This is a genomic window from Ruegeria arenilitoris (assembly GCF_013030985.1).
Taxonomy (GTDB): domain Bacteria; phylum Pseudomonadota; class Alphaproteobacteria; order Rhodobacterales; family Rhodobacteraceae; genus Ruegeria; species Ruegeria arenilitoris_B.
In genome coordinates this window covers 21,529-44,343 of the sequence record NZ_WPYP01000004.1, presented here as the reverse complement: position 1 = coordinate 44,343, position 22,815 = coordinate 21,529, and the positions used below count along the sequence as shown (strand labels likewise).

Below are 22,815 nucleotides of genomic sequence, written 5' to 3'. Positions count from 1 at the left end.
AGCTACACTCGGGTACATGATGCATCCCGCTGATCTGCCGGAAACGGTATCCGTTTTTCCTTTGCCCGGGGCGCTGCTGCTGCCCCGTTCCCGTCTGCCGCTGCATATTTTCGAGCCGCGTTACCTGCAAATGCTGGACGACGCCCTGAAAACGCAGGAACGCCTGATCGGCATGGTACAGCCGAACCCTAGTCAGAGCGATGAGGACAAACTGCACCAGATCGGTTGCGCCGGGCGGGTGACGCAGTTTTCCGAAACCGAAGATGGCAGGTATCTGATCACGCTGACCGGTATTTCACGGTTCCGCATCACGTCAGAGCTGGACGCCTTTACACCCTATCGGCGCTGCGCCGTGTCATGGGGCGGGTTTGACCGCGATCTGGGCAAGGCCGAACTGGACGACGGGTTCGACCGCTCGCAGTTTTTGTACCTGCTGGAACGTTTTTTTGCTTCGCGCCAGCTTTCAACGGACTGGGATACGTTGAAAGACGCCGATGACGAGTTGCTGGTCAACTCGTTGTCGATGCTGCTGGATTTCGACCCCGAAGAAAAACAGGCACTGCTAGAAGCCCCGTGCCTGCGTACCCGGCGCGAGACTTTGGTGACACTGATAGAATTCGCCATGCGCGGCGGAACGAATGAGGAAAAACTACAATGACCGACCCCGAACACCTCTTTGATCGCCACATGCTTGAGGCGCTGATCTGTCCGCAGACCCATACCACGCTGCACTACGATGCCGAAAAGCAGGAACTGGTGTCCAAGGCCGCTGGTCTGGCCTTCCCGATCCGCAACGGTATCCCGGTGATGCTGGTGGACGAGGCGCGCCAGCTGGATTAAATCGGGCGGCCCTGCAGCAGTTTCGGCAGGTCTCCGGTCAACCCGGCGGCCTCGCGCACAAAGCCCCGGCGTAGTCCGGGCAGAGAGCCGATAATCCCCATTCCAATATCACGCCCCACGCGTAGCAGCGGATTGTCGTTGGAAAACAGCTTGTTGAACACATCCGTTGCCATCGCAAGCGCGGCGGTGTCAAAGCGACGCCATTCCTGATAGCGCTCCAAGACCAGAACCGAGCCAATATCCTCGCCCCGTCGTCCGGCCAGCGTCAGCACTTCGGCCAGCGCGCCTACGTCCCGCAGGCCCGCATTTAGACCTTGCCCGGCAATCGGGTGCATGCCGTGGGCGGCGTCTCCGACCAGAGCCATGCGGTCTCCGATAAAGGAATTGGCGATGGTCAGGTTCAGCGGATAGGTGAACCGGTCGCCCTGCAGGTGGATATTACCAAGAAAATCCCCGAACCGGGGGCGCAGAACCTGCAAATACTCTTCTTCGGGCAGGGCATTGATGCGTTGTGCGGCCTCAGACCGCTCGCTCCAGACAATCGAGCTGCGGTTGCCGGTCAGCGGCAGGATGGCCAGCGGACCGGGCGGCATGAAGAACTGATGTGCGATGCCGTGATGGGGCAGGTCGTGTTCGATGGCGCAGACCAACGCGGTTTGGCCGTAATCCCAGCCGGTGCGCTTGATGCCCGCGCGCGCTGCGGTGCCGCTGCGGCGTCCATCGCAGCCTGCCAACAGGCCACCGGTGACGATGCTGCCATCGTCCAGCGTCAGGGTCACACTGGTTGCGTCAGCCTCTTGCGCGACGACCGTCCGGCCATTGATCTGGGTGATGCCCGTTTCCTCGGCCATTGCGTCCAGAAAGGCGCGGCGCAGGTGGCGATCTTCGACCATATACCCCATCGGGCCTTCTTCGATCTCGGCGTGATCGAAATGCATGAAGAAGGGAGACGGTCCTGCACCCGCATGCCCGTCGGTGACCTTGATCTCTAACATCGGTTGGGCATGCTCGGCGACCCAATCCCATACCCCGACTGCGTCGAGCAGGCGTTGCGAGGCCAGCGCCAGCGCATAGGCGCGCCCGTCAAAGGCCGCATTCTTGCGCACCTTCTCGGCCAAGGCGTCAATCACGGTGACGGAATGCCCCGTCTGCGCCAGAGCCAAGGCCAGGGCCGGGCCGTTCAGCCCGCCGCCAACAATCAGGATATCGGTCTTCTGTTCCATGCCTCGCAATATGCGCGGCCTTTCGGGATTGTCCATGTGCGGTCCTGTCGCTACCGTCCGATGCAGCAGAATTTTTTCGGGGGGCGGGGATGCAGGACTGGCTGACCATGACGGCGTGTGATCTGGGCCGGGGTATCGGCATGGGGCGTATCGATCCGGTGGAACTGACCGAGGCTTACCTCTCGGCTATCGACGCCCATCCCCACAGCGATCGAATCTATGCCCGCGTGACTCACGACCGCGCCCGCGCCGAGGCAAAGACCGCGCAAGAACGCGCCAAGCTGGGCCTGCGCCGGTCGCTGCTGGATGGCGTGCCAATCAGCTGGAAAGACCTGTTCGATACGGCGGGAACCGCGACCGAGGCCGGATCGGCCCTGTTGAAGGGCCGCGTGCCCGAGGCTGATGCGGTCGTTTTGCGCAACGCCACTGGGATGGGGGCCGTTTGTCTGGGCAAAACCCATATGAGCGAGCTGGCCTTTTCCGGGCTGGGCCTGAACCCGATCACCGGAACGCCGCCCTGTATCAACGATGAAGAAGCGGTTCCGGGCGGATCTTCCTCGGGGGCCGGTGCGTCGGTGGCCTGGGGCCTGGCGGCGGGCGGGATCGGCTCGGACACGGGTGGGTCGGTGCGCATCCCGGCGGCCTGGAACAATCTGGTCGGGTTGAAGACAACCGCCGGGCGGGTCAGTCTGGAAGGTGTGGTGCCCTTGTGTTTGCGTTTCGATACCGCTGGCCCTCTGGCCCGGTCGGTCGAGGACGCGGCCCATCTGCTGGCGATGATGGAAGGGAACACGCCGGCCGATCTACGCGGGGCCAGTCTGAAAGGTCGCCGCTTTGCTGATCTTCAGAACGTCGCAAAGGATGATTTGCGGGATGTCCCGGGCAAGGCGTTCGACGGAGCGCTGGATCGTCTGCGGGATGCCGGGGCCGAGATTGTGCCCCTTGAGGTGCCCGAACTGAACGAGGCGATGGGTCTGTCCGGTATCCTCTACACAACCGAAGCCTACGGGCTGTGGCGCGACGTGATCGAGGCCAACCCGGACGCGATGTATCCGGAAATTCTGGAGCGGTTCCGCTCGGGCAAAAACGCCTCTGGTCCTGACTATATCGCCGCCTGGTCCAAGCTGAAGGCCATCCGCGCCGCGTGGGACGCAGCCACCGCCGGGTTTGACGCGGTTCTGGCCCCGACGGCACCCATCCTGCCGCCGAATCTGGACCGGCTGATGAGCGACCACGATTATTATGTGACCGAAAACCTGCTGGCCCTGCGCAACACGCGGATTGGCAACCTGATGGGGCTGGCAGCGCTGACATTGCCCACCGGAACACCCGGTTGCGGGCTGATGATGATGGGCTATCCGGGGTCGGAAGAGGCTCTGTTACGGCTGGGATCAGCGGCCGAGGCGGCTTTGGCCTGAATGTCACAATCCCCTGATTCGGCGCCTCTTTGTCTGGACGAAGCGGGGTGTGATCTGTAACCTGCCAAAAAAACGGGGCGAAAATGATCCCGATATTGAGGCAGCAGTTATGAACTTCCCCGAGCGGTTTTCGAACCTACCGGAATACGCATTCCCGCGTCTGCGCACCCTGTTGGACCACCATCAGCCGGGCGGCGACGTGATTCACATGACCATCGGTGCGCCGATGCATGATTTTCCGGCGTGGGTGACGGATGTGATCACCGAAAACGCCGCCGGGTTTCAGGGCTATCCGCCGAATGAAGGCTCGCCCGAGCTGCGGGGCGCGATCACCGACTGGATCAGCCGCCGCTATGGCGTCACGATGGACCCCGAGACCAACGTGATGGCCCTGAACGGCACGCGCGAAGGGCTGTACAACGCCGCCATGGCGCTGTGCCCCGAGGAAAAGAACGGCCAGAAACCGGCCATCCTGTGCCCGAACCCGTTCTATCAGGTCTATATGGTCGCCTCGATCTCGGTCCGGGCCGAGCCGGTTTTCGTGCCTGCCACGGCCGCCACCGGCCATCTGCCGGACTATGCAAGCCTGCCCGAGGATGTCCTGAACCGCACCGTCGCGGCCTATATCTGTTCGCCTGCAAACCCACAGGGGGCGGTGGCCTCGCACGACTATTGGGTCGAACTGATCCAACTGGCCGAGAAATACGATTTCCGCATCTTCGCTGACGAATGCTATTCCGAGATCTACCGCGATGAGGTCCCCACGGGGGCGCTGACCGTGGCGCAAGAGCTGGGTGCTGATCCTGAGCGGGTGACACTGTTCAATTCCCTGTCGAAACGGTCAAATCTGGCTGGCCTGCGATCGGGCCTGATCGCCGGTGGCCCCGAGACAATCAAACGGGTCAAACAGTTGCGCAGCTATGCTGGCGCACCGCTGCCGCTGCCGTTGCAGGCCGCGGCTGCCCGGGTTTGGGCGGATGAAGAACACGTTGCCGAGAACCGTGCGCTCTATCAGGAAAAATACGCGATTGCCGATCAGGTCTTCGCGGGTCTTCAGGGCTATATGCCGCCCGAGGCCGGGTTTTTCCTGTGGCTGCCGGTCGAAAACGGTGAAGAAACTGCATTGAAGGTCTGGAAGCAAACCGGTGTTCGGGTGCTGCCGGGCGCATATCTTTCTCAAGGTGATCCGGGGCAAAACCCGGGCGAGCAATTTATCCGGGTCGCTTTGGTGGCCCCAAAAACAGAGTTGCAGCAAGGGCTGATCAAGCTCCGCGACTGCATCTATTCGTGAGGTACGAGGGCAAAATGGCATCATTGAACGCGCGCAACCGCGATCCATTGTTGGACAGCACGACTCAGGCCGCGATTGAGCGGCGCAGCAAGGAACTGATCGGAATCGCCCTGATCCTGCTGGGGCTGGCCGCTGCCGCAATGATCTGGTCCTACACGCCGGATGATCCGAACTGGATGGTCTCGACCGACGCGCCGGTACAGAACTGGATGGGCCGGATTGGTGCCTCGATTGCGGCACCCTTGTTCATGATCGTGGGCTGGGGCAGCTGGAGCATCGCGCTGGTGCTGATTGGCTGGGGCGTTCGCTTTGCCGGCCATTTCGGCGCAGAACGCGCGGTCGCCCGCCTGATCTTTGCCCCGATCTGGATTGCTGTTGTCTCGGTCTACGCCGCGACGCTGGTGCCGGGTGAGGCATGGCGCGCGACACACAGCTTTGGTCTGGGTGGACTGTTCGGCGATACCGTCATGGGCGCGCTTCTGACATTGCTGCCGATTTCCTCGCATTTCATGGTCAAGCTGATGTCACTGGCGATGGCCGCCGGGATGCTGGTGCTGGGTGTCTTTGTACTCGGTTTCACCAAGGCTGATGTGCGCAAAGGTTTCCGCGCCTTCCTGCTGGGTCTGGTGATGTCGTATGACATGCTGATGAACTTGCTGGGCCGTGGCGCTGCCGCCACCGCGCAGGCCGCCCGCGACCGTCGCACGCAGTGGGAGGAACGCAAGACCGCCCGCGCGGATGCCGTATTCGATGATGAAATCGCTTTCGATGACCCGATCTTCGAAGAGCCGGAATTCGATGAACCCGAGCCTGCAAAAACCGGTTTGCTGGCACGGATGCCCAGCCTGATCCGCCGTCCCGAGCCGATGCCCGAACCCGAATTGGTCGATCTCGAGCCCGTTGCGGGTTTTGACGAGATGCCGGGCGAGGACCGTATCCGGTCCAAGATTTCCGCCGCCGTGCGCAACCGCAAGGTCGCCGCGGGCGAGATGGCGCCCGAGCATGACCCGAACCTGCCGCTGACCAAGGGGCGGGGTCGTGGCCCGGACCCGCTGATCCTGAACCCCAGAGGTGGGGAAGAGCTACCGCCCGAACCGCCGATGACGTCGGCCGGTCTGCCGCCTGAACCGATGCTGACGGCAGAGCCTGCGCCCGAATGGCAGCAGGAGCCGCTGCACGAGGATTTCGCGCCCGAGCCGGATTTCGAAGACGAAGCGGTGTTCGAGGATACCCCGATGCCCGAACCCGAACCGCAGCCGCGCCCGGCGATGAAAATCCCGGTGGCCGAGCCGCGCAAACCGGTGGTGGCGCAGCCCGTGCGGCGCACTCCACCGCCTTCGCGCCGCGCTCAGGCCGAGGCTCAGCCCGCGCTGTCGTTCGAAGACCGGCATTCCGATTTCGAACTGCCGCCTTTGGGCCTGTTGTCAAACCCGGCCAGTATCCAACGTCATCACCTCAGTGATGAGGCGCTGGAAGAAAACGCGCGGATGCTTGAAAACGTGCTGGATGATTACGGTGTGAAGGGTGAGATCGTCAGTGTTCGTCCCGGCCCGGTTGTCACCATGTACGAACTGGAACCCGCCCCGGGCCTGAAAGCCAGCCGTGTGATCGGTCTGGCGGACGATATCGCGCGCTCGATGTCGGCGCTGTCGGCGCGGGTTTCGACCCTGCCGGGCCGCTCGGTGATCGGGATCGAACTGCCCAACGAAAACCGCGAGATGGTGGTGCTGCGCGAGATCCTCGCCAGCCGCGATTTCGGCGATGGCAACCACGCGCTGCCGCTGGCCTTGGGCAAGGATATCGGTGGTGAGTCCGTGGTGGCGAACCTTGCGAAAATGCCTCACCTGCTGATCGCGGGGACCACGGGGTCCGGCAAATCGGTGGCAATCAACACGATGATCCTGTCGCTGCTGTACAAACTGACACCGGATGAATGCCGCCTGATCATGATTGACCCCAAGATGCTGGAGCTGTCTGTCTATGACGGCATTCCGCACCTGCTGTCCCCCGTTGTGACCGACCCGAAAAAGGCGGTTGTCGCCCTGAAATGGGTCGTGGGCGAGATGGAGGATCGTTACCGCAAGATGTCCAAAATGGGCGTCCGCAACATCGCAGGCTACAACGGCCGCGTGAAAGACGCGCTGAACAAGGGTGAGCTGTTCAGCCGCACGGTTCAGACCGGGTTTGACGATGAAACCGGCGAGCCCGTGTTCGAGACCGAAGAATTCGCCCCCGAGGCGATGCCCTATATCGTCGTCATCGTCGACGAGATGGCCGACCTGATGATGGTCGCGGGCAAAGAAATCGAAGCCTGCATTCAGCGTCTGGCGCAGATGGCGCGGGCCTCGGGTATTCACCTGATCATGGCCACACAGCGCCCCTCGGTCGATGTGATTACAGGCACGATCAAGGCGAACTTCCCGACCCGGATTTCGTTCCAGGTGACCTCGAAAGTCGACAGCCGCACCATTCTGGGTGAGATGGGCGCCGAGCAGCTGCTGGGGCAGGGTGACATGCTGTACATGGCGGGTGGCGCCAAGATCACCCGTTGCCACGGGCCCTTTGTCTCGGACGAAGAGGTTGAGGAAATCGTCAACCATCTGAAACAATTCGGTCCGCCCGATTACATGAGCGGCGTGGTCGATGGCCCGGCCGAGGAAAAGGCTGAAAATATCGACGCGGTTCTGGGCCTGAACACCGGTGGCAACACGAACGGAGAGGATGCTCTGTACGATCAGGCGGTGGCGATTGTGATCAAGGATCGCAAATGCTCGACCTCGTATATCCAGCGGAAACTCGCCATCGGCTACAACAAGGCGGCGCGGCTGGTTGAGCAGATGGAGGACGAAGGCGTTGTATCGGCGGCAAATCACGTCGGTAAGCGGGAAATCCTCGTCCCCGAGCAGTAGGATATTTAATAACAAGGGCAGAGCGCCTATCTGTGAGCCATGAAACAGATTGCTTTTGCCCTTGCCCTGACCCTGGCCGCTCCGGCGGCCTGGGCGGCCGAAAAACTGCCGCTGTCGCAGATTTCCAACTATCTGAACGGTCTGAAGACCGTTCAGACGACATTCACTCAGGTCAATGATGACGGCTCGCTGAGCACCGGCAAGCTGTGGTTACAGCGGCCGGGCAAGATGCGGTTCGAATATGATCCGCCCAGCAGCGCCGTTGTTCTGGCCAACACGGGCACCGTGCAGATCTTTGACCCCAAATCGAACCAGCCGCCCGAGCAATACCCGCTGAACCGGACGCCGCTGTCTTTGGTGCTGGCGCGCAATGTGAATCTGGGGCAGGCGAATATGGTCGTTGGCCACGATTTCGACGGCACCGCGACCGTCGTCACAGCTCAGGACCCCAAGAATCCTGAATCAGGTCGGATCGAGCTGATGTTCACCGACAACCCGGTCGAGTTGCGCAAATGGGTCATTCACGACAATGCAGGGACCCAGACCACCGTGCTGCTGGGGCAGCTGGACACAGGCAAGAACCTGAGTCGGGACCTGTTTACAAAATCGAACAGAAGCGGGTCAGGCAACCGCTGACCCGCTAGCCCTTCAGTAGCGGCAACCGGACAGTTGCGCCTGATACAGCTTGGCGCGCGCGTCCACGTCATTGGCGACATTCAACAGCCACGTCTTGCTATAGTGGCTGCCGCGCGCGTAACCGGTGTGCCCCTCGTGATAGGCGAGGTACTGGTTGCGCGTGTCGCTGGGGTGGATGCCATTCCGCTGGTAGCTTTTGTTCATATACCAGCCGATGAAATCCGACGCATCGCGGATACGATCCCGCTTGGCGCGGCGCTTGCCGGTTTCTTTCTGATATTGCTCCCACGTGCCGTCCAGTGCCTGGCTGAAGCCATAGGCGCTGCTTTGGCGGCCCATCGGGATCACACCCAGAACGTATTGATGCGGCGTGCGGGCATCGTGCTTGTAACGGCTTTCCTGATAGATCGTCGCCATCTGCACATGGACCGGAACGCCCCATTTCCGCTCGGTGTTTTTGAAGGCCTTCATGTATTCGGGCCGTTCGCGCGCAATGCTGCACGCGTCATTCAGCTTGCTGGGCGGCTGCTTGGATCCACCCCCACAGGATGCCAAAAGCAGCACCCCGAAGAGTACGATAAGAATTCTGCTCATGTGCCTCGTGCCTTTTTCTTTTATTCTAGCGCAGATTGAGCTTTTAGGAAATCACAATCGTTACAGAACAATAGCTAGAATGAGAGGTAACGCCGCGACAGACAGGATTGTCGAGATCATGACCATCCCTGCCACTGCGTCTGCATCCGCCTCAAACCGTTCCGCCAAAATGTAGGACGTCACGGCAACCGGTGTGCATATTTGCATGACCATTACGCCAAACGCTATGGAATCGAGGCCGAACAAGACGGCCAAAGCCCATCCCAAGGCAAAGCACACGACGAGTTTGATCAGCGATAGCCAGACAGCCTGCCCTATTTTCTGTGTCGTCAGGCGGGCGATTGCGACCCCGACTGTGATCAGCATCATCGGAATGGCCATCTGCCCCAACAGTTCCAGTGTGTTGGTCAAAAAGACCGGGGTTTGCCAGCCGCGCCAAAGGAACAAGGCCCCCAACAGCGTCGCCCAGACCATCGGTTCCCGTGCCGCTTTGCCGAACCCGCCTTTCCCGGCCACCAGGTAGATGCCGTAAGTGAAAGACAACAGGGCAGTGACGGCCAGAAAAATGACCGCATAGCCCAGTCCGGCCTGCCCAAAGGCAAAGATGCACAATGGCAGGCCCAAATTGCCCGTGTTCCCGAAAATCAGCGGAGACAGGTAGGTTCTTCGGTCCAATCCACGCAGGCGTACGAAAACCTCGAAAACGATTGCCAGCCCGACATGTCCGGCAATGGCGGCCAGTGTAAAGCGTGTCAGATCTCCGGGCGGTATTTCGGTTTGCATCAGGGCCACAAAGATCAGACTGGGCACCGCAAGCGTCACGCCAAGACGAGTGACAAACTCCAACCGGTACTCGAATCCCAGCTTGACCCAGGCAAATCCGATCCCCGCCAAAAGAAAGACCGGCGCCACGATTTCGAACACTGTCAGCAAGAGGTTCACAGACTGTTTCCCTTAAATTCGGATCAATTATTGGCATTTCGGCGCGGAAACAGGTAGTAAGACTATTGGGGGCAGAAACAATGCTGAAGACACATGCCAAGTACCGCCTGGGTCAGGTGGTCCGTCACAAGAAACATCCCTTCCGAGGGGTGATATTTGACGTGGATGCAGAGTTTTCCAATACCGAAGAGTGGTATCAGGCCATCCCCGAAGACAGCCGCCCGATCAAGGATCAGCCGTTTTACCACCTGTTGGCGGAAAACGATCAGTCCTTCTATGTCGCTTATGTTTCAGAACAAAATCTGGTCGCGGATCAGTCGGGCGAACCGGTCGAGCACCCGGATATCCCCGATATGTTCGGGCCGTTCGAAAACGGGTCCTACCCGCTGCACTTCCATCTGAACTGAGACCCGCTGACCGCGCGTTTGCCGGTCAATACCCCAGCGCGCAGCCGTCTTTTCGCGGGTCACTTGCGCCCTTCAGAACACCATTTTCACAGATTCGAATAGCCTGTGCGCCGCCCAGTGGCGTTTCTGGGATTTCAACAGTGTGTCCAATTTCGCACAATTGTTGAGTCACCTTGGGCGAAATTTCGCGTTCCAGCTTCAAAACACCATTGTCCGCAAAAGCACGCGGTGCATCTATGCTGGTCTGCATGCCCAGCCCGTGGTCGGTCAGGTTTGACACGAACCGGGCATGACCGGTGGGCTGATAGGCACCTCCCATCACTCCGAACGGCATCAGGACGCGGCCATTCTGTTTCAGAAGCCCGGGGATGATCGTGTGCATGGGGCGTTTGCCGCCGCCGAACTCATTGGGATGGCCCGCCTGTAGGGTAAAGCCAGCCCCCCGGTTCTGCAGCAGAATGCCATATTTTTCGGACGCTATCCCCGAGCCGAAGCTGTGGAAGATCGAATAGATCAGGGACACCGACATCCTGTCCCGGTCCACCACGGTGATATAGACGGTGTCCTTGTGAATGGCCTCGGTCAGAGGGGCCGCAGCAGGCATCGCGCGCTTCGGGTCAATCAGCGCGGCCAGCTTGTCGGCCACGCCTTGATCCAGGAACCGATCTGCATGGGTTGTGTGATCGGGGTCGGCAATGAACCGGTTGCGGGCGTCATAGGCCAGCTTTGAGGCCTCGGCCTCGATATGCAGGCGCTCGGTTCCGAACGGGTCCATGCTGGCAAGGTCGAAATTCTTGAGGATGTTCAGCAGCAAAATCGCGGTAGCACCCTGGCCGTTGGGCGGATGCTCGACCAGATCCAGCCCATTATACGGGCCGCTGACGGGGAGGGTTTTGGTGCAGGCAGTGGCCCGAAAATCCTCAGCCGTGTGGGTGCCGCCCCGTTCGGTCAGCGCCGCGATCATGTCCTCGGCGATGTCGCCGGAATAAAACGCGTCCCGCCCGTCTTGGGCAATCCGGCGCAGAACCTCAGCTTGACCGGGGGAACGAAAAATCTGCCCGACATTCGGCGCTTTGTCATTGATCAGATAATGCGCCCGCGCCGCGCCTTGCAGGGTGGTCGCCCCGGTCGCCCAGTCCAAAGCGACCCGCGGTGCGACCGGCACGCCGGCTTCGGCATAGTGAATGGCGGGCTGCAGGATGGCGTCCAGACCCAGCTTGCCCTCGGCTTCCACCAGATGACAAAACGCATCGACGGCGCCGGGGATGGTCACGGCGACCGCGGTATTCTGGGGCACCGAATTCAGCCCTTGCGCCCGCAGTTTTTCCGCATCGGCTGCGGCAGGCGCACGGCCCGAACCATTCAGGGCGCGGATCTCATCCTCTCCGGCTCGGTTATAGAGGACAAAGCAATCGCCCCCCAACCCCGTCATCTGCGGTTCGCAAATGCCCAGCAGGACCGCCCCGGCAATGGCTGCATCCATCGCGTTGCCGCCCCGTGCAAGAATATCCACGGCCACCTTCGCCGCCAGAGGGTGCGACGTGGCGCACATCCCTTCGGTCGCCAGAACTTCGGACCGGCCCGGAGTGTGAAAATCCCGCATGATGCTATTCCCCGATTTGAACGCGCCGAAGGTATCGCGCGGTCAGAACTTGTCCAGTCACATGAGGGAGAAGTTCCTCGGCGCCGTTCACTGGGTGGGGGCTGTGACACATGGCGCCGAGGGAAGCTATCTGAGCTACAAGTACCTTTTTGTCCGGTGTTTGCGGCGCCACAATGGTTCGATCTGGGCCTTATTGTGACGTTTTCTTGCAGTCAGGCTGGATCAGGAAAGTCAAACCGCAGTGACAATCGGTTGCAACCATCGGAGCGTTCATACCGGATGTCGCTGGTCAATTTGTGGATCAGGTACCAGCCGAATCCACCTTCGGGCAGGTCTTCAATGGTTGATCCCAGCGGTGCCGGAACGCCGTCGGGCACCCGAAATCCGGGCAGGGGGTTACCGGTGTCCGAGATCAGGATATCCAGCCAGTTCCGGTGCAGACGGCACCGCACCTTGACCTTGGCGGGCGTCACATCGGCATAAGCATGTTCGACCACGTTGTTGATCGCCTCGGCTAAGGCAATCTTCACGTCACTCGCCTTGTGCTGCGGCAACCCCTGCGTCGCCAGACATCTGCTGAGCTGCGCAATACCGGCGCTGGCCTCAGACTCGGTCGCTGCAAAGCTCAGATCCAAACATTTGCCGTCACACATGGGCATTGGGCCTATTCAGATAGTCGGAAGGGTCAGTTGGCGGTGGCCGACAAGGCGTCATCCAGAGTCGGGTACAACTTGAAAACCGTGTCCATACGGGTCAGCCGAAACACCTTTTCGACGAAGGGATGCAACCCGGCCAGATCCAGCCTTCGGTCGTTGCCAAGCTGTTTCATCGAGGCGACGATGGCGCCCAGCCCGCTTGAATCGATGAACTCCACGCTGCTCAGGTCCAGCACCACCCGTATGGCGCCGCCTTCGGCCTCGTTGCGCATGTCTTCCTTGAACTGGATAGCCATGGCCGCATCGATCCGGTCTGAATGTACTTTGATAATCTGGGTTGCGTCGGTCGTTGTGCTGGTCAGGGCCATGCGCGACGGTCCTCTAATCTGAAAATCGCTGGTAGAAATACGCTAGACGGCAAATCTTACCATTCGGTATCCATCGGATGGAAAAAGAGGAGGAACACGCCGATGAAACAGGTTGTTATCGCCGGGGCCGCACGCACACCCATGGGAGGGTTTCAGGGAATGTTTGACGGTGTGGCTGCCGCCGAGCTGGGCGGAACCGCCATCCGAGCGGCTCTGAAGGGCGCAGGCGCTGAAACGGTGGATGAGGTGCTGATGGGATGCGTTCTGCCCGCCGGTCAGGGCCAGGCGCCAGCGCGGCAGGCCGGGTTCGCGGCGGGTCTGGGTGAAGAGGTGCCCGCGACGACCCTGAACAAGATGTGCGGATCGGGGATGAAAGCCGCCATGATGGCCTTTGACCAGATCGCTTTGGGTCATGCGGATACGATGATTGCAGGCGGCATGGAAAGCATGACCAACGCCCCCTACCTGCTGCCCAAGATGCGTGGTGGTGCGCGGATCGGGCATGGTCAGGTGGTGGACCACATGTTTCTGGACGGGCTTGAGGACGCCTATGACAAGGGTCGCCTGATGGGCACCTTCGCCGAGGATTGTGCCGAATCTTTCCAATTCACCCGCGAGGCACAGGACGAATACGCGTTGCAATCGCTGTCCAATGCCCTGTCCGCACAGGAAAGTGGAGCCTTTGAGGGCGAGGTTACACCTGTGACCATTCGGACCCGTAAGGGTGAGGTTACCTTGGCCGCTGACGAACAACCGCAATCTGCGCGGCCCGACAAAATCCCGACCCTGAAACCCGCCTTCCGCAAGGACGGCACGGTGACGGCGGCCAATTCCTCATCGATCTCCGATGGAGCCGCAGCACTAGTGCTGGCCTCGGCCGACGCTGCCGAGGCGCAGGGTCTGACCGTGCGCGCCCGGATCGTTGGCCATGCCAGCCATGCGCAAGCCCCTGGCCTGTTCACGACCGCTCCGGTTCCGGCGGCGCAAAAGCTGCTCGCGGCCATTGGCTGGTCCAAAGACGATGTGGACCTGTGGGAAGTGAACGAGGCCTTTGCCGTTGTCCCTATGGCCTTCATGCACGAAATGGGCCTGCCGCGGGACAAGGTGAACGTGAACGGTGGCGCTTGCGCTTTGGGCCACCCGATCGGCGCGTCGGGCGCGCGGATCATGGTCACGCTGCTGAACGCGTTGGAAAAGCGAAACCTCAAGCGCGGTGTGGCCGCCATCTGCATCGGCGGGGGTGAAGGCACAGCCATCGCCATCGAACGCGTTTGACGCCTCATCCTTTTCCCAATACTTCGGGGTCTGGGGGCAGCGCCCCCGCCCAGCCCGGAAAAGACTGACCATGACCGTTGATTACGACACACTCGCCAAGACCATTTCCGCTCTGACCGAAGGCGAAACGGATCAGGTCGCCCTCATGGCGACGATTGCCTGCGAGGTGCACCACGCCGACGACCGCTTCGACTGGACCGGGTTTTACCGGGTGACTGAACCAGGCGTGCTGAAGATTGGCCCCTATCAGGGCGGTCACGGCTGTCTGGTCATCCCCTTCGAACGAGGCGTCTGTGGGGCCGCGGCGCGCACCGGCGAGGCTCAGTTGGTGCCCGACGTGAATGCGTTTCCGGGCCACATCGCTTGTGCCTCGTCCACCCGATCTGAATTGGTGTTGCCGGTGCGGGATGCGGCGGGCGATATCATTGCCGTGTTCGACATCGACAGCGACCAGCCTGACGCATTCCGGGACGAGGATGAGGAGATGCTGAGTGCCATTCTCTCACGGGTCTTTGCGCATGCTTGACGCGATTGCTCTGGAGCTCAGGAACGGAGCCCCGCAATTCAGAGGGCATCTGCGTTGAAACGCAAGGATTTAACGGGATGAAGTTTTTCTGTATCGGGCTCACAAAAACCGGAACCACGTCTTTTAACAGCCTCATGGGCAGCATTGTCTACAAGACCCATGGGTATTCTGGAAAGCTGTTAAACGAATACCTGGATGAAGGCGGGATCGGTCCGAGTATTCGTCGTGCAATCGACCGGCATGACGCCTTCGATGACTGGCCTTGGCCGTTTCTGTACCGCGAGCTTTTGCAGGAGTTCGGGGACGACGCCGTCTTCGTTCTGACGCGGCGCAGTTCCCCGGAAGCCTGGCTTGCGTCGATCAAACGCTACTCTCTTAGCGCTCGGACCCAATCGATTCGGCAAGCCACATACGGGACCGAGTTCCCACACGGTTTCGAAGAACACTACCTGACCCGATATAATAACCACCTGAAAGAGGTCCGCGCGCATTTTGGCGAAGCTGGCGCCATGAACCAACTCATCGATGTCGAGATTGGCTCGCCTGAGATGTTGGACGCGATAGCGAAGCTGACCAACAGGCAAATCCCGGATCAATCGGTTCCGCGTCAGAACCCAACGATACCGCACGAAAGAGTTGCACGGGAGAACATTCGGAAAATCAATCGAACCTTACTGGGGTTGGGTAAGCGACCAATTACCCTGCAGGAGGCAGGTTTCAGGGAAAGCTGACGGTAAGGGTGGTTTTGTGAGCTTCTTTCCTTTCACACGCGTGCTTTAGTCTGTTTAGGCTACAGCCAGCCGAAATAACCCTTTGTCACAATCAAGTAGATTATCGTAGCCTGCACCCCGAGAATCGCAAACTGCCACATGGAAAACCCGCTCTTGCGGGTTTTGTGGCGGAACATCCAGCGCCCCAACACTGCACCGGGGCTGCCGCCAAGTGCGGCCAGCCATAGCAGCCGTCGTTCCGGAACCCTGCCTTTGCGCCGCCGCGCTCGGGCTTTGTCCCACGCAAAGGCCAATAGCGTCAGGGCGTTGATCGCCCAAAGATAGATCACTGCAATCCACATGGCCTTGGCATAAACTGGCACGTGTTTGCGCGCAAATGAAAAAACTCTTGGAAATTTCACGAAACTAAGTCATCGTGAAAAACCAGAGAGAAATTTCACCAGAATCGGAGCGGCAAGTGAACACTCAGGCCCCCCACAGCGCGACACTCGGTGCGGATATCCGTGCCCTGCGCAAAGCGCGTGGGCTGACGCTGACCGAAATAGCCGAGCGTCTGAACCGCTCGGTCGGATGGCTCAGCCAGGTTGAGCGGGACATGTCGGACCCTTCGATCTCGGACCTGCGCCAGATCGCCGAATGCTTGGGTGTGCCGATGTCGATGCTGTTCGCGCATTCCTCTTCACCAGCAGACGAGCAGGGATATGTCGTGCGCGCCGGGTCGCGCCGCCCGATGGGCTCGGGCGAGGAAGGGCTGATCGAAGAGCTGCTGTCACCCGATCTGACCGATGACTTCGAAATGGTACATTCCACGTTCGAGCCGTTCTCAAAGATGCAGACACCCGCAAATCGTCCCACGCAAGAGGTCGGCTATATCGTGTCAGGTCGTTTGGATTTGGTGATCGGGGGGCGGGTGTTTTCGGTTGGTCCGGGGGACAGTTTCCGCATCAAGAACGAACCCTATCAATGGGCCAACCCCTATGAAGAACACGCAGTGGCCATCTGGGTCATCGCACCGCCGGTGTACTGACATGTCGGGTCCTGCATCCACCATTTGTGGCGTGGGGCCGATGCCTGCCCATTCGCCAGCAGCAAGGAGGTAGTCACATGCGCACAGGTTCCTGCCTTTGCGGCGCTGTTTCGTTTGCCATCGACGGCGACCTGTCGCCGCCTTCGGCCTGCCATTGCGGCCAGTGCCGCAAACAGTCGGGCCATTTCTGGTCTTCGACCTCGACCCATCAGGACAACCTCAGCTTTACCGCCAGCGACACGCTGCGCTGGTTCCGGGCGTCAGAGACAGCGCGACGCGGCTTTTGCAGTGCGTGCGGTTCGTTCCTGTTCTGGCAGCACAACGACGAGGACACGATTTCCATTTCCATGGGCGCTCTGAGCGAACCCACCGGACTGAACCTCGCCCGGCACATCTTTGTGGCCGACAAGGGCGACTACTACGACATCACAGACGATCTGCCCCAACGGGCACAGTAAAAGAGGATCCAAACTCATGAGTGATTTTCCAACCAAGGCCCGTGTGGTCATCATCGGCGGCGGCGTCGTTGGCTGTTCGTCCCTGTATCATCTGGCCAAGAAGGGCTGGACCGACTGCGTTCTGCTGGAAAAGAACGAACTGACCGCCGGTTCGACATGGCACGCTGCGGGTAACGTCCCCACGTTTTCGAATTCTTGGGCGATCATGAACATGCAGCGCTATTCAACCGAGCTGTATTCGGGTCTGGCCGAAGAGGTCGACTACCCGATGAACTATCATGTTTCGGGCTCGATCCGTCTGGCGCACAGCAAAGAGCGGATGCAGGAATTCGAACACGCCATGGCAATGGGCAAGTACCAGGGCATTCCGATGGAAATGTGGACCCCGGAACAGGCAAAGGAACGCTATCCGTTCCTTGAAACCCATGACCTTGAAGGTGTGCTGTATGACCCCACTGACGGTGACATCGACCCGGCGCAGCTGACGCAGGCGCTGGCCAAGGGTGCCCGCGATATGGGCCAGAAGATCATCCGATTCTGCCCGGCCACAGACGTGACCCAGCATGACGACGGAACTTGGACCGTTCACACCGAAAAAGGCGACATCGCCTGTGACTATGTGGTGAACGCCGCGGGTTATTACGCGCAGCGCGTGGGCGAGATGTTCAAGCCGTACGGCGGCCGTACCGTGCCTGCGATGGTCATGAGCCACCAGTACCTGCTGACCGACGAAGTGCCCGAGGTCGAGGCTTGGTCGAAAGAGAACGGTGGCAAGCTGCCGCTGCTGCGCGACGTGGATATCTCTTACTACCTGCGTCAGGAAAAGAACGGCTTCAACCTCGGTCCCTACGAGCCCAACTGCAAGGGCCACTGGATGACCGAAGATGACCCGATGCCCGAGGATTTCAGCTTCCAGCTGTGGAATGACGATCTGGACCGTATCGAGGACATCGTCACCGACGCGATGGAACGGGTGCCTCTGATGGCGACCTCGGGTGTTGGCCGCGTTATCAACGGCCCGATCCCCTATGCGCCCGATGGTCTGCCGCTGATCGGCCCGATGCCGGGCGTGGCAAATGCGTTCGAGGCCCACAGCTTTACTTTCGGCATCGCGCAGGGCGGTGGTGCAGGCAAGGTGCTGGCTGAATGGATCGTTGATGGCCACACCGAATGGGATATGTGGGCCGTCGATCCGCGCCGCTATACCGACTACACCGATCAGGATTACTGCAACCAGAAAGGCATGGAAGTTTATGGCAACGAATACGCCATGCATTTCCCGCACCACGAATGGCCTGCAGCGCGCGACAAGAAGCTGTCTCCGGTCCATGCCAAGGTCAAGGAACTGGGCGGCGTCATGGGGGCGTATAACGGTTGGGAGCGTGCCAACTGGTTTGCCAAGCCGGGCGACAACACCTCCGAAGACGCCACCCACACCTGGGGCCGGTCCGGCCCGTGGGAACAGCGCATCAAGGAAGAGTGTGAAGCCGTTCGCGATCATTGCGGCGTGCTCGACCTGCCGGGCTTCTCGCGCTTCATGGTCAAAGGTGAAGGCGCGGCCGAAGCGCTGCGCGGCCTGATCACCGGGGGCCTGCCCAAGGTTGGCCGCATCAACCTGGTCTACGTCTCGGACGACCGGGGCCGCATCCTGACAGAAATGTCCTGCGTCCGTCTGGGCGAGGATGAGTTCATGATGATCACCGCCGCCACCGCTCAGTGGCATGACCGCGACCTCCTGACGAAGGCGATGCCCGCCAACGTCTCGGTCGAGGATGTCACTACCACCCGCGACACGCTGATCGTGACCGGCCCGAAATCGCGTGAGATCCTGTCGGGTCTGAGCGACGCGGACCTGTCCACCGGCTGGCTGACCCATCAGGCGGCAACCGTTGCCGGGAAATCGGCCTTCCTGATCCGTGTTTCCTTCGCCGGTGAACTGGGCTGGGAAGTGCACGCCCTGAACGAGGACATGCCCGCCATCTACGACGCGATCCTCGGTGCAGGTGCAACGCCGTTCGGTATGTATGCGCTGAACGCGCTGCGGATCGAAAAGGGCTACCGCACCTGGAAGGGCGATCTGTCCAGTGACTACTCGCTGTTGGAAGGTGGTCTGGGACGGTTCGTCAAGCTGGACAAGCCGCAGGACTTCCCCGGCAAGGCCGCGATCCAGAACGAAAAGCAGCAGGGTGTTAAGAAAGCCTTTGTCACGCTGACCGTTGAGGCTGGTGACTGCGATGCGCCCTACATGTCCTGCATCTCGCAGAACGGCGAGATTGTCGGTGAGACCACGTCGGGTGCCTGGGGTTACCGCGTTGGCAAGTCCATCGCGCTGGGCATGGTCAGGACCGAAGCCGCCAACCCGGGCACCGAGCTAGAGGTGGAAATCTACGGTCAGAAATACCGCGCTGTGGTACAAGAGGACCAACCGCTCTGGGATCCGGCAAACGAGCGGCTGCGCGCATAACCCCGGACGGAGGTGCCATGAGCAAGCGATACTCCAAACTGGGGCCCGGTGAGGGCCCCAACTATGACTGGGAAAACGACCACACCTTCGTCAAGGTCTCTGGTCAGGACTCAGGTGGAGCCTATACGCTCATGGAAGACAATCTGAAGGCCAGCTTCGCGCTTGGCCTTCATCGCCATGACAGCCATGCCGAGACCTTTTACTTTCTGGAAGGTGAGGTGGATTTCTACGTCGATGGCGATTGGCACCGGTGCACGGCAGGCACCACGATGCATGTCCCGCCGGGGGTGCCGCACGCGTGCCGCGTGGCCGGAGGCGCACCTGCGCGGATGCTGATGATCTTTCAGCCCTCGGGGTTTGACGGTTTCCTTGCAGAGCTTGCGGCAATGAGCCAGGCCGATTTCGCAGATGAGGCAAAGATGGCCGAACTGAACGCCCGATATGACATCATCCCGATGGGTCCGGTTCCGCCACATCCGGACGATCTGACCTGAAGGCGGCATCACATGACACTCCCCAATACAATGTCTGGCGTTTACCTGACCCAACACGGCGGGCCAGAGGCGCTGGACTGGCGCGAGGATATACCGGTGCCCCAGCCCGGACCGGGGCAGGTGCTGGTTCGGGTTCTCGCCGCGGGGGTGAACAACACCGATATCAACACGCGTGTTGGCTGGTATTCCTCTGACGTGACCGGCGCGACCGATGCCGTTGATCAGGATGTCGAGGCCGGAGGCTGGGGCGGCGCGCTGCACTTCCCACGCATCCAAGGCGGTGATCTGTGCGGTATTGTCGAGGTTGCCGCGCCTGATACGGGTTTCAAACCGGGTCAGCGGGTGACCTGCCCGATCAACCTGCCGCGTCCACGTCCGGGCCATTCGACTGGGTTCATCGCCTTGGGGTCCGAAATGGATGGCGCGTTTGCGCAGTACTGTGTGGTTGAGGCAGATGACCTGTATGACGTGACCGCCTCACCCCTGTCGGATGTCGAAATCGCCGCCATCCCCTGTGCATTTGGCACCGCCGAGAACCTGCTGACCCGCGCAGGCGTGACTTCGGGGCAAAAAGTGCTGATTACGGGTGCGTCCGGTGGTGTGGGTCTGGCGGCGGTGCAACTGGCGGCGCTGCGGGGCGCGACTGTCTGGGGTGTGACCAGCCCGGCCAAGGCCGAGGTGGTCAAAGGGCAAGGTGCGGCAGAGACCTTTGCACGTGATGCGGCGCTGCCTGCGGATATGTTCGATGTGGTGATCGACGTCGTGGGCGGCCCGGCGTGGTCCCGCCTGATCCTGGCCCTGAAGCCGGGCGGGCACTATGCTGTGTCGGGCGCAATCGCGGGACCGATCGTTCAGGCCGATCTGCGCGATATCTATCTGCGCGACATCACCATCCACGGCTGCACCCATCAGGCCTTTGAGGTGTTCGGGAGGTTGGTCGAGATGATCAATGCCGGCCGGATCAGGCCCTTGATCTCAAATACTTATTCGCTCAAGGACATTGCGGCGGCGCAGGCGGATTTTCAATCCAAGGCGTTTCCGGGCAAGCTTGTTCTTATTCCGTGAAAGGGTTGGGGAAATGGCAAATATCACTCTTCTGGATGGCTCAATCGGGCAGGAACTGGTCAAACGCAGCGGTGACCGGCCCACGCCTTTGTGGTCGACCCGGGTGATGATCGACCGCCCCGAACTGGTCGGGGACGTCCACGCCGAGTATTTCCGTCGCGGCGCGACGGTTGCCACCACGAACACATATGCCTTGCATCGGTCACGGCTGGTGCGGGAAGGGATGGATGATCAGCTTTACAGTCTGGTCGACGCTGCAGTTTCGCAAGCCGAGCAAGCGCGCGGCTCAAACGGGGGGCGCATTGCCGGGGCGCTTGGGCCGCTTCTGGCCTCGTACCGGCCTGACCTGAACCCTGATGTGGCCGAGGCGGCCGAGAAGTTCGCTGAGTTGGCCAAGTTGATGGCGGATCGCGTGGACTTTTTCCTGATCGAAACCGTGTCCTCGGTTCAGGAGGCGGAAGGTGCTTTGCGCGGCGCGGCGGGAGGCGGCAAACCTGTCTGGCTGGCGCTGACGGTGATGGACGACGATGGCACGCGCCTGCGGTCTGGCGAGCCACTGTCCGAAATCGCGCCGGTGGTGGACCGTTTTGCGCCCGAAGCTGTGCTGATCAACTGCTCACGCCCTGAGGCCATTCCTGCCGCGCTGGATATCATTGCTGAATTTGATCGCCCATATGGGGCCTATGCCAACGGGTTCACCGGGATCACTCAGAAGTTTCTGGAAGACGCGCCCACCGTAGACGCGCTGGAGCAACGTCAGGATCTGGGCCCCGAGGCCTATGCCGATCATGCGATGGCATGGGTTGCGCAAGGGGCGACCGTAGTCGGCGGCTGCTGCGAGGTCGGCCCGGATCACATCGAAACCCTGGCCAACCGATTGCGTGCAGCCGGTCACCAGATCGTCTGAGGTGTAAATGATGCGGAAACCTGCGGACAATTCAGATCAGTTCCAATTCGATATCCTGGTTGCCCCGGGATACGTGCTATTGGAACTGGCCTCGCTGGTCGAAGTGCTGCGGCTGGCCAATCGTGTGTGTCCGAGCCCTCCGTTCACCTATACCTATCGTTCGCTGAAAGGCGGCCCGATTGCCAGCAGCAGCGATGCGGTGGTGCAAACCGAACCTGTGCAAGCGCAGCCCAAGGCGGATTACCTGTTCGTGATCGGTAATTCCGACCCGGATCACCCAAACCTGTCTTTGGGGCGGGTGGTGTCGGACTACACGTTCCGAGGGGCCAAGGTGTTTTTGCTGGCCGAGGCCGCCAGCCGCTATATCGACGAGCAAGGCACCGACGATATGGCGACCCATTGGGAAAACGCCTCATTCCTGCGCGAACGCGGGGCCCGGTTCGAGGCCAAGCTGTCGATTGCGACCGAACAGGGCGCGGTTGTAACCTGCGCCGGGATGGAGGCAACGACGGATGTGGCGCTGGCGGTGATCGGGCGGCATATCTCGGGACCGGCCAAGATGACGGTTGCCGATATCATGCTGCATGAAAACATCCGCGACTTTGCTTCGATGCAGCCGTTTTCCGGGGCCAAACAGACCGCAACGGGAGACGCCAAACTGGATCAGTGCATCAAGCTGATGCAGGCCAATATCGAAGACCCGCTGCCGATCCACCAAATCGTCGAATCGCTGCACCTGTCAAACCGGTCGCTTGAGCGGAAATTCAAAAACTATTTCGGCACCACGCCGAACGGGTTTTATCGCGAAATGCGGCTAGCCAAGGCCAATAATCTGCTGCTCAACACCACCATGAGCGTCCGTGAGATAGGTCTGGCCTGCGGGTTTCCGAACGGTTTTTCCTCTGTTTACAAAAGCTTTTTCGGCGTCACCCCCTTTGTTGTCCGCCGCGAAAAGCGGGCGGCGACACATCGGTGAAAATC

At 60.6% G+C, this 22,815-nt stretch carries 24 protein-coding genes; 17 read left to right on the top strand and 7 right to left on the bottom strand.

Annotated elements, in window-relative coordinates; all coding sequences use genetic code 11:
* Positions 1–16: 16 nt before the first annotated feature.
* Positions 17–658 (top strand): LON peptidase substrate-binding domain-containing protein, encoded by a 642-nt coding sequence (locus GOX88_RS09940; RefSeq protein WP_170401014.1) that lies wholly within the window; start codon positions 17–19, stop codon positions 656–658.
* Complete coding sequence (locus GOX88_RS09935; protein WP_170401013.1) at positions 655–840, top strand: Trm112 family protein; 186 nt, start codon at positions 655–657, stop codon at positions 838–840. The genes GOX88_RS09940 and GOX88_RS09935 overlap by 4 nt, the downstream gene beginning before the upstream one ends.
* Here GOX88_RS09935 and GOX88_RS09930 read toward each other — a convergent pair.
* On the bottom strand, positions 837–2,099 hold the full coding sequence (locus GOX88_RS09930; protein ID WP_254443326.1) for an FAD-dependent monooxygenase: 1,263 nt from the start codon (positions 2,097–2,099) through the stop codon (positions 837–839). The genes GOX88_RS09935 and GOX88_RS09930 overlap by 4 nt on opposite strands.
* A gap of 53 nt (positions 2,100–2,152) precedes the next feature.
* Between GOX88_RS09930 and GOX88_RS09925 the strand changes: the two genes are divergently transcribed.
* From GOX88_RS09925 to GOX88_RS09910, 4 genes are all read left to right on the top strand, one after another.
* The gene (locus GOX88_RS09925; protein ID WP_170401011.1) at positions 2,153–3,481 is read left to right on the top strand and encodes an amidase; all 1,329 of its coding nucleotides are present in this window, start codon (positions 2,153–2,155) and stop codon (positions 3,479–3,481) included.
* A 109-nt stretch (positions 3,482–3,590) separates the two neighbouring features.
* Positions 3,591–4,772, top strand: a complete 1,182-nt coding sequence (locus GOX88_RS09920) for an aminotransferase class I/II-fold pyridoxal phosphate-dependent enzyme (RefSeq protein WP_170401010.1) — start codon at positions 3,591–3,593, stop codon at positions 4,770–4,772.
* Positions 4,773–4,786: 14 nt separating this feature from the next.
* The gene (locus GOX88_RS09915; protein WP_170401009.1) at positions 4,787–7,681 is read left to right on the top strand and encodes a DNA translocase FtsK; all 2,895 of its coding nucleotides are present in this window, start codon (positions 4,787–4,789) and stop codon (positions 7,679–7,681) included.
* A 39-nt stretch (positions 7,682–7,720) separates the two neighbouring features.
* Positions 7,721–8,317: a LolA family protein gene (locus GOX88_RS09910; RefSeq protein WP_170401008.1), complete on the top strand. Its 597-nt coding sequence runs from the start codon at positions 7,721–7,723 to the stop codon at positions 8,315–8,317.
* A 12-nt stretch (positions 8,318–8,329) separates the two neighbouring features.
* Here GOX88_RS09910 and GOX88_RS09905 read toward each other — a convergent pair whose 3' ends face one another.
* Both GOX88_RS09905 and GOX88_RS09900 read right to left on the bottom strand, forming a co-directional pair.
* Complete coding sequence (locus tag GOX88_RS09905) at positions 8,330–8,911, bottom strand: transglycosylase SLT domain-containing protein (RefSeq protein ID WP_170401007.1); 582 nt, start codon at positions 8,909–8,911, stop codon at positions 8,330–8,332.
* Positions 8,912–8,971: 60 nt separating this feature from the next.
* Entirely contained in the window at positions 8,972–9,853 is an 882-nt protein-coding gene (locus GOX88_RS09900) for an AEC family transporter (RefSeq protein WP_170401006.1), read from the bottom strand.
* Positions 9,854–9,933: 80 nt separating this feature from the next.
* Here GOX88_RS09900 and hspQ point away from each other — a divergent pair, with 80 nt between their 5' ends.
* Positions 9,934–10,260: a heat shock protein HspQ gene (gene hspQ, locus GOX88_RS09895; protein ID WP_170328114.1), complete on the top strand. Its 327-nt coding sequence runs from the start codon at positions 9,934–9,936 to the stop codon at positions 10,258–10,260.
* Positions 10,261–10,285: 25 nt separating this feature from the next.
* Here hspQ and GOX88_RS09890 read toward each other — a convergent pair whose 3' ends face one another.
* The 3 genes from GOX88_RS09890 to GOX88_RS09880 all read right to left on the bottom strand — a co-directional run bounded on the left by GOX88_RS09890 (position 10,286) and on the right by GOX88_RS09880 (position 12,887).
* Positions 10,286–11,863, bottom strand: coding sequence for a gamma-glutamyltransferase family protein (locus GOX88_RS09890; protein ID WP_170401005.1), 1,578 nt, complete (start codon positions 11,861–11,863; stop codon positions 10,286–10,288).
* Between the two features lie 212 nt (positions 11,864–12,075).
* Complete coding sequence (locus GOX88_RS09885) at positions 12,076–12,516, bottom strand: ATP-binding protein (protein WP_254436275.1); 441 nt, start codon at positions 12,514–12,516, stop codon at positions 12,076–12,078.
* 32 nt (positions 12,517–12,548) lie between these two features.
* Entirely contained in the window at positions 12,549–12,887 is a 339-nt protein-coding gene (locus GOX88_RS09880; RefSeq protein ID WP_170401003.1) for an STAS domain-containing protein, read from the bottom strand.
* A gap of 102 nt (positions 12,888–12,989) precedes the next feature.
* On the opposite strand from GOX88_RS09880, the gene GOX88_RS09875 reads away from it, so the two are divergent.
* The 3 genes from GOX88_RS09875 to GOX88_RS09865 all read left to right on the top strand — a co-directional run bounded on the left by GOX88_RS09875 (position 12,990) and on the right by GOX88_RS09865 (position 15,419).
* A complete protein-coding gene (locus tag GOX88_RS09875; protein WP_170401002.1) occupies positions 12,990–14,162 on the top strand; it encodes a thiolase family protein in 1,173 nt (390 codons plus the stop codon).
* A gap of 70 nt (positions 14,163–14,232) precedes the next feature.
* Positions 14,233–14,688, top strand: coding sequence for a GAF domain-containing protein (locus GOX88_RS09870; RefSeq protein WP_170401001.1), 456 nt, complete (start codon positions 14,233–14,235; stop codon positions 14,686–14,688).
* Complete coding sequence (locus tag GOX88_RS09865; RefSeq protein ID WP_170401000.1) at positions 14,685–15,419, top strand: sulfotransferase; 735 nt, start codon at positions 14,685–14,687, stop codon at positions 15,417–15,419. Before GOX88_RS09870 ends, GOX88_RS09865 begins: the two co-directional genes overlap by 4 nt.
* Before the next feature lie 59 nt (positions 15,420–15,478).
* Here the strand turns inward: GOX88_RS09865 and GOX88_RS09860 are convergent, their stop codons facing one another.
* Positions 15,479–15,820, bottom strand: a complete 342-nt coding sequence (locus GOX88_RS09860) for a DUF1294 domain-containing protein (RefSeq protein ID WP_367647815.1) — start codon at positions 15,818–15,820, stop codon at positions 15,479–15,481.
* Positions 15,821–15,876: 56 nt separating this feature from the next.
* On the opposite strand from GOX88_RS09860, the gene GOX88_RS09855 reads away from it, so the two are divergent.
* From GOX88_RS09855 to GOX88_RS09825, 7 genes are all read left to right on the top strand, one after another.
* Positions 15,877–16,446: a helix-turn-helix domain-containing protein gene (locus tag GOX88_RS09855; protein ID WP_170400999.1), complete on the top strand. Its 570-nt coding sequence runs from the start codon at positions 15,877–15,879 to the stop codon at positions 16,444–16,446.
* A 77-nt stretch (positions 16,447–16,523) separates the two neighbouring features.
* A complete protein-coding gene (locus GOX88_RS09850) occupies positions 16,524–16,904 on the top strand; it encodes a GFA family protein (protein ID WP_170400998.1) in 381 nt (126 codons plus the stop codon).
* 16 nt (positions 16,905–16,920) lie between these two features.
* Entirely contained in the window at positions 16,921–19,368 is a 2,448-nt protein-coding gene (locus GOX88_RS09845; protein ID WP_170400997.1) for a GcvT family protein, read from the top strand.
* Positions 19,369–19,385: 17 nt separating this feature from the next.
* A complete protein-coding gene (locus GOX88_RS09840) occupies positions 19,386–19,862 on the top strand; it encodes a cupin domain-containing protein (protein WP_170400996.1) in 477 nt (158 codons plus the stop codon).
* Between the two features lie 12 nt (positions 19,863–19,874).
* Positions 19,875–20,927, top strand: coding sequence for a zinc-binding dehydrogenase (locus GOX88_RS09835; RefSeq protein ID WP_170400995.1), 1,053 nt, complete (start codon positions 19,875–19,877; stop codon positions 20,925–20,927).
* A gap of 13 nt (positions 20,928–20,940) precedes the next feature.
* Positions 20,941–21,834, top strand: coding sequence for a homocysteine S-methyltransferase family protein (locus tag GOX88_RS09830; RefSeq protein WP_170400994.1), 894 nt, complete (start codon positions 20,941–20,943; stop codon positions 21,832–21,834).
* A gap of 7 nt (positions 21,835–21,841) precedes the next feature.
* Entirely contained in the window at positions 21,842–22,810 is a 969-nt protein-coding gene (locus GOX88_RS09825) for a GlxA family transcriptional regulator (RefSeq protein WP_170400993.1), read from the top strand.
* The last annotated feature ends 5 nt before the right edge of the window (positions 22,811–22,815 follow it).